The 8,147-nt window shown below is 63.3% G+C and carries 13 protein-coding genes and 1 pseudogene; 2 read left to right on the forward strand and 12 right to left on the reverse strand.

Annotation, left to right across the window (positions count from 1 at the left end; genetic code table 11):
* Nucleotides 1-38 precede the first annotated feature (38 nt).
* The 8 genes from CFR72_RS15790 to CFR72_RS17735 all read right to left on the reverse strand — a co-directional run bounded on the left by CFR72_RS15790 (nt 39) and on the right by CFR72_RS17735 (nt 3,987).
* Nucleotides 39-557, reverse strand: coding sequence for a DUF2285 domain-containing protein (locus CFR72_RS15790; protein ID WP_244182346.1), 519 nt, complete (start codon nt 555-557; stop codon nt 39-41).
* Nucleotides 558-645: 88 nt separating this feature from the next.
* The gene (locus CFR72_RS18195; RefSeq protein WP_010518331.1) at nt 646-864 is read right to left on the reverse strand and encodes a transcriptional regulator domain-containing protein; all 219 of its coding nucleotides are present in this window, start codon (nt 862-864) and stop codon (nt 646-648) included.
* 138 nt (nt 865-1,002) lie between these two features.
* Complete coding sequence (locus CFR72_RS15800) at nt 1,003-1,266, reverse strand: DNA -binding domain-containing protein (protein WP_010518332.1); 264 nt, start codon at nt 1,264-1,266, stop codon at nt 1,003-1,005.
* Nucleotides 1,267-1,396: 130 nt separating this feature from the next.
* Nucleotides 1,397-1,681 carry a helix-turn-helix domain-containing protein gene (locus tag CFR72_RS15805; protein ID WP_110914726.1) on the reverse strand — a complete coding sequence of 95 codons (285 nt, stop codon included), beginning with the start codon at nt 1,679-1,681 and terminating at the stop codon, nt 1,397-1,399.
* A 180-nt stretch (nt 1,682-1,861) separates the two neighbouring features.
* Nucleotides 1,862-2,014 (reverse strand): hypothetical protein, encoded by a 153-nt coding sequence (locus CFR72_RS17725; protein ID WP_010518334.1) that lies wholly within the window; start codon nt 2,012-2,014, stop codon nt 1,862-1,864.
* Between the two features lie 340 nt (nt 2,015-2,354).
* Nucleotides 2,355-2,681: a DUF736 domain-containing protein gene (locus CFR72_RS15815; protein WP_018308129.1), complete on the reverse strand. Its 327-nt coding sequence runs from the start codon at nt 2,679-2,681 to the stop codon at nt 2,355-2,357.
* Between the two features lie 596 nt (nt 2,682-3,277).
* Nucleotides 3,278-3,718 carry a hypothetical protein gene (locus CFR72_RS15830; RefSeq protein WP_010517753.1) on the reverse strand — a complete coding sequence of 147 codons (441 nt, stop codon included), beginning with the start codon at nt 3,716-3,718 and terminating at the stop codon, nt 3,278-3,280.
* 116 nt (nt 3,719-3,834) lie between these two features.
* Nucleotides 3,835-3,987 carry a hypothetical protein gene (locus tag CFR72_RS17735; RefSeq protein WP_010668868.1) on the reverse strand — a complete coding sequence of 51 codons (153 nt, stop codon included), beginning with the start codon at nt 3,985-3,987 and terminating at the stop codon, nt 3,835-3,837.
* Here CFR72_RS17735 and CFR72_RS15835 point away from each other — a divergent pair.
* Both CFR72_RS15835 and CFR72_RS15840 read left to right on the forward strand, forming a co-directional pair.
* On the forward strand, nt 3,986-4,372 hold the full coding sequence (locus tag CFR72_RS15835; RefSeq protein ID WP_010517758.1) for a type II toxin-antitoxin system RelE/ParE family toxin: 387 nt from the start codon (nt 3,986-3,988) through the stop codon (nt 4,370-4,372). The genes CFR72_RS17735 and CFR72_RS15835 overlap by 2 nt on opposite strands.
* Nucleotides 4,350-4,679, forward strand: a complete 330-nt coding sequence (locus CFR72_RS15840; protein WP_018308131.1) for a helix-turn-helix domain-containing protein — start codon at nt 4,350-4,352, stop codon at nt 4,677-4,679. The genes CFR72_RS15835 and CFR72_RS15840 overlap by 23 nt, the downstream gene beginning before the upstream one ends.
* 30 nt (nt 4,680-4,709) lie before the next feature.
* Here the strand turns inward: CFR72_RS15840 and CFR72_RS15845 are convergent, their stop codons facing one another.
* From CFR72_RS15845 to CFR72_RS15860, 4 genes and pseudogenes are all read right to left on the reverse strand, one after another.
* The gene (locus CFR72_RS15845; protein WP_110914727.1) at nt 4,710-5,639 is read right to left on the reverse strand and encodes a DUF2493 domain-containing protein; all 930 of its coding nucleotides are present in this window, start codon (nt 5,637-5,639) and stop codon (nt 4,710-4,712) included.
* Between the two features lie 320 nt (nt 5,640-5,959).
* A complete protein-coding gene (locus CFR72_RS15850; RefSeq protein WP_029604266.1) occupies nt 5,960-7,006 on the reverse strand; it encodes a DUF7146 domain-containing protein in 1,047 nt (348 codons plus the stop codon).
* Nucleotides 6,993-7,433, reverse strand: coding sequence for a hypothetical protein (locus tag CFR72_RS15855; protein WP_010517766.1), 441 nt, complete (start codon nt 7,431-7,433; stop codon nt 6,993-6,995). Before CFR72_RS15855 ends, CFR72_RS15850 begins: the two co-directional genes overlap by 14 nt.
* Nucleotides 7,434-7,516: 83 nt before the next feature.
* Nucleotides 7,517-8,053: pseudogene (locus tag CFR72_RS15860) on the reverse strand (DUF932 domain-containing protein); the annotation flags it as partial.
* Nucleotides 8,054-8,147: the final 94 nt, after the last annotated feature.

Genomic DNA, 8,147 nt, shown 5'->3' on the forward strand with positions numbered 1-8,147 from the left:
AGGCCACATCAACAGGCCTTACAGAAGACCGCACACGATCACACGTCAATATGGGTCAGAAAACTCTTGCATAACGGACGGCAACCACAGAAGAAATCCAGGTAACCGCCGTTTACCCGGTTCTCTGCGTCCTGAATCAGGCGATCCGCAAAGCGCCGCGCCGCAGTGTTCTTCCACTCGATGGAAGGTAAAATCGCCTGCCATGAACGGCCGGCGGCTATGGCGACCTCACGTGGGCCGCCACCAATTTCCTGAATGTCGAAGGCGATCAGAAGCTGAATCTGCCGCGCACGCTGGAGCGGCGTGAGCTGGAGCGCGCGTGGAAGCAGGGCAACGCGGCTGCCACGCAGATGCCGGAAAAAGCGCAACGCCACGTCGAGACGAAGCTCGCCGGCAGCGTCCAGCGGCAGCAGCACGGCGGGGCGTTGCAAGGCCGAAGGGTCCAGAAGCCGAAGAAAGAGATCGCCAACCGCGTCGCCGATCGTAAGCCACCCGCCATCCGCATCGTCGTGACGGGCCAGGATATTCCCCAGCATGGCGGGTTCGATCGGGGTCACCGTCGCGAAACCCGAGGGTGCCGGCGTGAGAATCAGCGTGGCCGGGGAGACCTCGGGCCTCCAGACCATGCGGCCGCGGCGGGCGGGTTCATCGGGAGCATGGACAAAAGCCCAACCCCCAGCGTTCGGCGAACGCCGCGCGCTCTGCGGCGGCGTCCGTTGCCCGGCGGGCGATGCGTCGTTGCAGGCGGGCATACTCGCGACGGTACGTCGCGTTGCGGCGCAGGAACTCGACGGCGAAACCGGAACGGTCCAGAGTGCTGATACGGTCGCGTATTTCCTGTGAACGCCAGAAGGATGTCGGCATGGTGACCTCCCTGTCTGGCCCCTCATACGGCAAGGGGGCAGCCTCAATTAGCCGGATCGGAACCGCGAGCGCATAGACCCTGATTTTCTATTGGGGAGAGTGCCGTGGGGGACCAGCGCGTGGGCCGGCGAAGCCCGGCTATTGCAGGCGCGGCTCCAGCAAATGCCGGTAGCCGGCTTTGGTCATCCAGCGCGCCCGTGCAAGATGGTTGTCGTAAACAGCCCTGGCGCGCACGGGTTCACAGACAGGATCGATTTTGAACAGCACCGCAACGACTTCGCGCCAGTCGGCACCTTCCTCGTCGGCGATCAGGAGGCGGAGATAAAGGTCGAGATGCTGCTCGTCATAGGCGTTCACACGCGCCGTCAGAGGCGGGTGATCCTGGAAGGATGGGTGGGTCATGACGATCCCTCGTGATAGCGCTGTTGGATCGGTTCGATAACAAATTCGTGGAATGACGACCGTTCGACGGTTCCGCGCTGACGCAAAAAACAACGCGGGGCCGAGTGGGAAGGCTGCGCGGCCAGGCCGATCAGGACGGCGCGCGTCTGCGACGGCCCGCATCCTGTCGCGTCTGTGGATCGGAAGTCTCGTGAAGAAACATGACACCACGCCCTTGCCCGGACTCGATGAACAGGATGCCCGCTGCTTCCAGCGCGCGGCGGACCTGGTCGATCGTGCCCTCATGGACACCAATGCCACGCTCGGATTCAAGGCGCTTGAGCGCGGTCAATGCTACGAGGGCTTTTTCAGCGAGCCGTTCCTGTGTCCAGTTCAGGAGTGCCCGTGCCGCCCTTACCTGTCGGCCAGTGATCATCCATGATCACATCCGACATGCAGGGCATGCACACCAGAAATACGACTATAATAGTCGTATAATGGAGATTCAATATCGTTCTTTCAGTTGGATAGTGAGGAAACACCGGCGTCCTGCTTCTGATAGGACCGTCAGTGGGGTCCGCCGTCGGTACGGGCGACCAGACGAAAAGACCCCCGCTTACGCGGAGGCCTCCCCGTCGTGGCATTTTGCTGCGAATTGCGCGCATACCTGGTTCAGTTCACGCTCGATTTTGGCCCGCTCACGACGGCTGAGGTGAAAGCTGGTCAGTTCGGCGCGCAGCATCTGGATCTGGTCGTGTAGCGTGGTCATCGTCCTGCTCCTTTCGTTTTTCGAAGACAGGCCGTCGCCTCATGCGCGCGTGAATCGGGTCAAGGATCGCCGCAGGCGACCGCCCCAGCGGCGCGCGGGGGAGCCGATTTTGTCTGGTGTGCCCGTAGGGTGCGCCGGGCAAAATTGGGGGGACCGCGCGTCCTTGAGGCGGTTCACGCCGGGCATGGTACAATGGGAAGGCTGAGGGAAGCCCTGTTCCCCTTTCTTGCCCACACATTGGCAGATTGGGCGCGGCGCGACTGGTGCGCCCACCCGCCGGTTCGCGATCGGTCATGCGAAGGCCCCACCCGGACCGGCCGGGCGGGGGATCGCTGGCACCTCAGTCGCCGTTGCGGCGGCCGTTGGGGCGGGACCAGATCAGGCTGTAGCCCTCGCCGTCCTCGTCATCGAAGAGGTTGGCGAAGATCGGGGCGTTGAAGCTCGGATCGTCGAGCTTGAGGCTCAGATAGTCGCGCCCCTCGTTGGAGCGCCGGGACCAGGCCGCTCCGATCTCGACCCGGCCGACGAAGACGCGGTGGCTGGGGGCATTTTCGTTCAGGCGCGTGGTCTCGGGGGCGATGCGGACGTTGGGGGTCTGGAGCGAGAGGGTGACGATCTCGCCGTTATATCCGTTGCCGACTTTCTTGAAGGTGCCGATGGTAGCCATGATACTGCTCCGTGATCTCTGTTACCGAGCCCGCACCATTGCGGCCTCGATGGCGATCGGACAGACGGAGGCGAGCGGCGGCGCATCCCGTAGGGACCGAAGCGCAGCGGAGGACGGCGGGACGGAATTTTCTTGTTTCGCGAGGAATGACGGCGCAGCCGTCAGGGGAAGAAAATTATGGACCGCTGTTGCGCCATGGCCGATCGAGGCGCAGCCGACCTTCGGCTAGATCAGCCATCTTGAGAGGCGGCATGCGTGCGCGGCCCGACAGAGCACACATCACGGAGACTATGGCCACCCGCGCCCCACGCAAGTGTCGGCCAGGAAGGGGAAGGCATCGTCATGCCCTGCTTCCGACCCTGCACACGCCCCGTTCCGGGACTGCGTTTCGCACGGACACGCCCTGCCTTCCGGGATTCCACCGGCCGATGCTGACAGGAAGCGCTGGACGTCCACGCTCCAGGGAAAGAGCACCTTCAGCCAATATGCTGCAATCAGGGCCTCATCGATCGCTCCTGCCATACCCTCCTGACAGCGAGGCGGCCAGATGCGAAAGCCCCCGATCCTGTCCTGCCTCGCCGGTTGCCAGAGCGGTGTCAGACCCGCGCGATATTGCCGCCGGACGGTCCGGGTGGGGCCACGGTTGTAAAGCGGATGAAAGCGGTGACGCCCACCGCGATCGCGCCGATGATGGAGAAAAAGAGCTGCCACGCCGGAGACGGCATCAGCATCTGGGCGATCCCATGTGTCGTGCTGTAGCCCATGATAATGGCGGGCACCGTATAGAGCAGGACGATCAGCAGCTTGAGCCACATCCACGGCACCAAGGCGAAGGCGACCTGGCCAATAACGAAGGTTGCAGCGCCCGCGACGAAACCGACGATGATCCCGCCGACAACACCAGCACCCGCACCATACGCCCAGAACCCGGCCATCAGACCCATGGCGCAGGGCAGGGCGAAGACTGCCACGGTAAAGAACAACCAGCACAGGAAGCCAATGCCGGCGACGAGCAGGAAGGGAGCAAGGATGAACATGGCGGCGGTCTCCGTGCAACCGACAATGTCGGACGGTCGCGCCTGCCACCACCACCACGGCGCAACCCGCATTATAGCGCAGATGATACGGTGACCGGAACGAAAATCCGCGCGGCTTACGTCCCGCCGGTGACGATATCATCGAAATCTATCGCTGGTATGCGGACGTTGCGGTCAATCAGGTCGAGCGTTATTGCCTTCCCCCGTGATCCGGTGGCGTTGCGAAGAACCTTGCGATCCATAGCACCTGGTGCTACATAGGAGGTCATGACCAATGCCGAGCCATCCCAGCGGGCATTCAAGACCGCCTGGTTCGCCAGGGCGGCCCGGAAAGCTCGCATCAAAGACGATGAACTCTGCAAAGCGATCCGGGAGGTCATGAAGGGTCAGGCCGTCGATCTGGGTGGTGGTGTCTTCAAGAAGCGCCTGAACAAGAACCTGCATCGCAGCATTATTCTTGCGAAAGGCGGTCGATACTGGATCTACGCCTATCTGTTCGCGAAGAAGGACCGGGACAATATCGATAGCGATGAACTGGAAGACTTCCGGACCCTCGCCAAAGCCTATGCCGTGCTGACCGGGGAACAGGTCGAACGGCTTTTGAAGGATCGAGACCTGACGGAGATATGCCATGGCGATGAAGAGAAAAAATAGCTTCCGGAGCGACATTTCCGAGGCCATTCATTCCGGGGCGGTAATGCTGCACAAGGTCGGCGCGCTCGACAAGGCGACGATGCGTGATTTTGACACGCGCCATCTGGTGGTGCCCCCTGCGATCGAGCCGATCGAGATCAAGCGTCTCCGCGAGGCGAACAATGTCAGCCAGCCGGTCTTCGCGCGGTATCTGAACACGAGCGAAAGCACGGTCGAGAAGTGGGAGAGCGGCGCCAAACGGCCGAGCGGGATGGCGCTCAAGCTGTTGAGCGTCATTCAGAAGCACGGTCTTGAGGTTCTTGCCTGAGACGCTGGCTTGCGGGGAAGGAGAGAGCGCTCACGCGCCGCCTCCGAACCGCAGGACCGGGATACCGAGCCGCTTTGCCTTGTCGGCCAGATTTTCCTGGATGCCTGAACCGGGGAAGACGATGACGACGATCGGCATAGTGTCGAGCAGCGCATCGTTACGACGGAAGGGCGCCGCCTTGGCATGCCTGGTCCAGTCCGGCTTGAAGGCGATCTGCACGATATCGCGGTGATCGGCCCAACGTGAGGCAATGAACTCAGCACCTTTGGGCGAGCCACCGTGGAGCAGCACCATGTCGGGATGCTTGGCCCGCACCTTATCCAGCCGGTCCCAGATCAGGATATGGTCGTCGAAGTCCAGGCCCCCGGTCACGACCACCTTGGGGCCGGGCGGGACCAGCAACTCGCCCTCGGCGCGGCGTCGGGCGTTGAGGAAATCGCGGCTGTCGATCATGGAGGCCGTCATGGTGCGACGTGACACCAGCGAGCCGGCCTTCGGACGCCACGCGCTCAGGGTCAGGCGCTCGAACTGCTCCTGCGCCTCGTCGCGGAAGATCTCGTAGGCGTTGCGGCGCTCGATCAGGGTCAGCCCTTCGGCGATCAGCCGCTCCAGTTCCACCGAGCGGATCTCGCTGCCATCCTGTTCCTGCTGGCTCCGTTTCTGCGCCTGCTCGTTGCGGTCAAGCTCACGCTCAACCTGGCCGACCATGCGGTGGAAGATGTTCACGGTGGACCAGAGCAATGCTTCGAGATCGGCTTCCAGCCGTGTGTCGGTCAGCGTCGCAGCGATGGCGTCGAAGATGTCGGCCACAGCACCCCCGATGCGCTGCGCTTCGGGTAGCGGCCTGGGGTCCGGCTCGTCCGCGAAGGGACGGTAGCCATACATCTGGAGTTCGGTCAGCACATGCGCGGTGGATGAAGCGGCGTGCGGCGGTTCGAAATCGTCGGTCATGCGGGTCATGAGGCTGTCCTCCCAGGTCTCCGGCTGCGCCCTTCGCGGCCTTTCCGGGGGCGGACAGCGGCAGACCAGGGACGGGCCGGAACCGCGCGCTGGCGCGCGGCCGCAGCACAGCGAAGGATGGCAGGGGGCCGGCTATTTTGCCTCGCGATGTAAAGCGCCCCCACAGGGCGCGACGGAAAATAGCCGGCTCACGCCATTGAAGGCCCGGCCCGGCTGACGCCCGCTCCCCACTTGAAAGGCCGGGGCGCGGACCTGCCGGACGGGAGGCAGGACAGGCCCGCCGACAGAAGACGGCCCCCCCACTCCTCTTTCCGGCCCGCTCAGGTATCGGCGGCCTCCAGAAAGCGTGCCACGTCCGCTGGCGCGAGTTGCGGATGCAGGATCGCCCGCAGCGCGCCGCGTCCCAGCGCACGGAGATCATCATTGAAATCGCCCAGCCGTGGCGACAGGCCGATCAGTTCGATCCCGGCGTCACCCGCGCGGGCGTGCAGCGTCGCCAGCGCCTGATCCCCGGCCGGATCGTCGTCGCGCAGGACGTAGAGACGGCGTAGCAGCGGCGGAAAGATCAGGGCAGCGAGATGTGCCGAAGACAGGCAGGCGGCCAATGGCAGATCGGGCAGAACCTGCCGCAGCGAAAGCACCGTCTCGATGCCTTCCCCGGCGGCGAGCACGTCGGATGCCACCCCGAAGCGCACGGCATGACCGAGCAGCCCGCCCAAGGCACGGCGCGGATGGTCGACCGGTGCCTTGCCACGGCCGTCCGCCGCCAGCCAGGTGCGATGCACACCGGTCAGAGTGCCGTCGAGGTCGGTGACAGCGGCGATCATGGCGGGCCAGGTCTCGGTCAGACCGTCCTCGTCCGGGCGGTAAAAGCAACGCGGATGGAAGCGCAGGGCTTCGGTTCCGTGCAAAAGCGTAATGTCGCGTCTACGGAGATACGCGTCTACGGATGTGCCTATGATCGGCCCGGACATGGCCCAGAGCCGTCGTGCCGCTTCGGAAGAACTGGCGGAAGCACGCTCACGGGCAGGTCGGTCCTGTGACGGCGGCACTGGGTCAGGATGCGGCAGGCTGAGGAAGGCGCGTGCCTCGTCGGCCACGTCGCGGAAATCCACCAGGCCGAGGCTTTCGCGGATCACGTCGAGCAGGTCGCCATGCTCACCCGACTGAGCGTCCGTCCATTTTCCCGCCCTGCCGTTGGCGGTGTCGTGGAGCCGGACGAACAGCGACTGGCCGGGCGTATTGCGCACGTCACCGACCAGCCAGTAATTGCCGTGACGGCGACCGGCGGACAGATACTGCCGGCACACCGCCTCCGCGTTCTCCGCCAGCCGACGGGCGAGATCGCCTGCATCATGCAAGGTCATCGCCCTGCCCTCCTGTGTCGGGATTGCCTCCGTCCAGGGCGATCGCCAGCCAGCGATCGGTGGTCATCCATGAAATCGTTTTGCGCCTGCCAAGGTCAAGCAGATGCGCACCGCCGCTGAAGGCGCCTATCCGGGGACGTGAGGCCGTATTGGCCCACTGGAATCCCCATCGGCCCCGCAACCGGAATATTCGCGCACAGCGTAGCACGAATTCCACCACCTGATGCGGATCTCCGATCGTCTCATCGTGCATCCAGAGTTTCGTGCCGCCATATTCGGGCACGATCGATAGGACAAAACCGTCAGAGGGTGGATCTTCCGCCGCCAGTTCGTCCATGAACGCATTGTAGAGGTCGAGCGCCTTTGCGGCATTGTCCACTGTGCCCACATCGAGAACGCAGGAAAAATGCGTGAAGAAATCAGCCATCGGAAAAACTCCCGAAACGAAAAAGCCCGGCGCAGTGGCCGGGCTCGTAAAAACGTCTTTACGGAAAAGCGTGCAGTCGTCTTTCAGGACGCACGCTCCATCAGCCTGCGGGCCTTCTCCTCCAGATCCAGCCGCGTGTCCTGATTGGCCTTTGTCCGCGCCAGCGCCGTGATCCCCTGCACGAAATCGAACACGCTCTCCGGCTTGCGCCCTTCCTCATGCAGCACGGTTTCGATGATCTTCGTTGTCTCTGGCTTCGAGAACCCGCGACGACGCAGGAAACTTTCGCGGTCCTCGTCGGTTTTCGCCACCAGCGCCTTGCGCGAGGCCTGAATGCCCGAGACGAACGAGGCCGGGCTGGCTGTGGCGAAGTTCCGTAGCGCCGGTGTCGCCTGATGCACGAAGCGTGAGGCTGCAAACTTGCTATGCCGGATCGTGATCTGTTCGAAATTTTCGACGCCCCACAACATACGATTTTGACACACTCCGCGCAGGTAGAATGACGCAATGCCGAGGCTCTTGCTGCCGACTTCTGAATTCCATGCATAGAAACCCCGGAAATAGAGATCGGGCTCACCATTGGGCAGGCGTCCCGCCTCAATCGGGTGTGTATCGTCGACGTCGGGTAGGGAGGAAGCTGGTCAGTGACATCACTTCTCTCCCTCCCACGGAACCGGACTTGATACTTTCGCATCATCCGGCTCCTACACTTGT

The sequence above is a fragment of the Gluconacetobacter entanii genome, assembly GCF_003206495.1.
GTDB lineage: Bacteria > Pseudomonadota > Alphaproteobacteria > Acetobacterales > Acetobacteraceae > Novacetimonas > Novacetimonas entanii.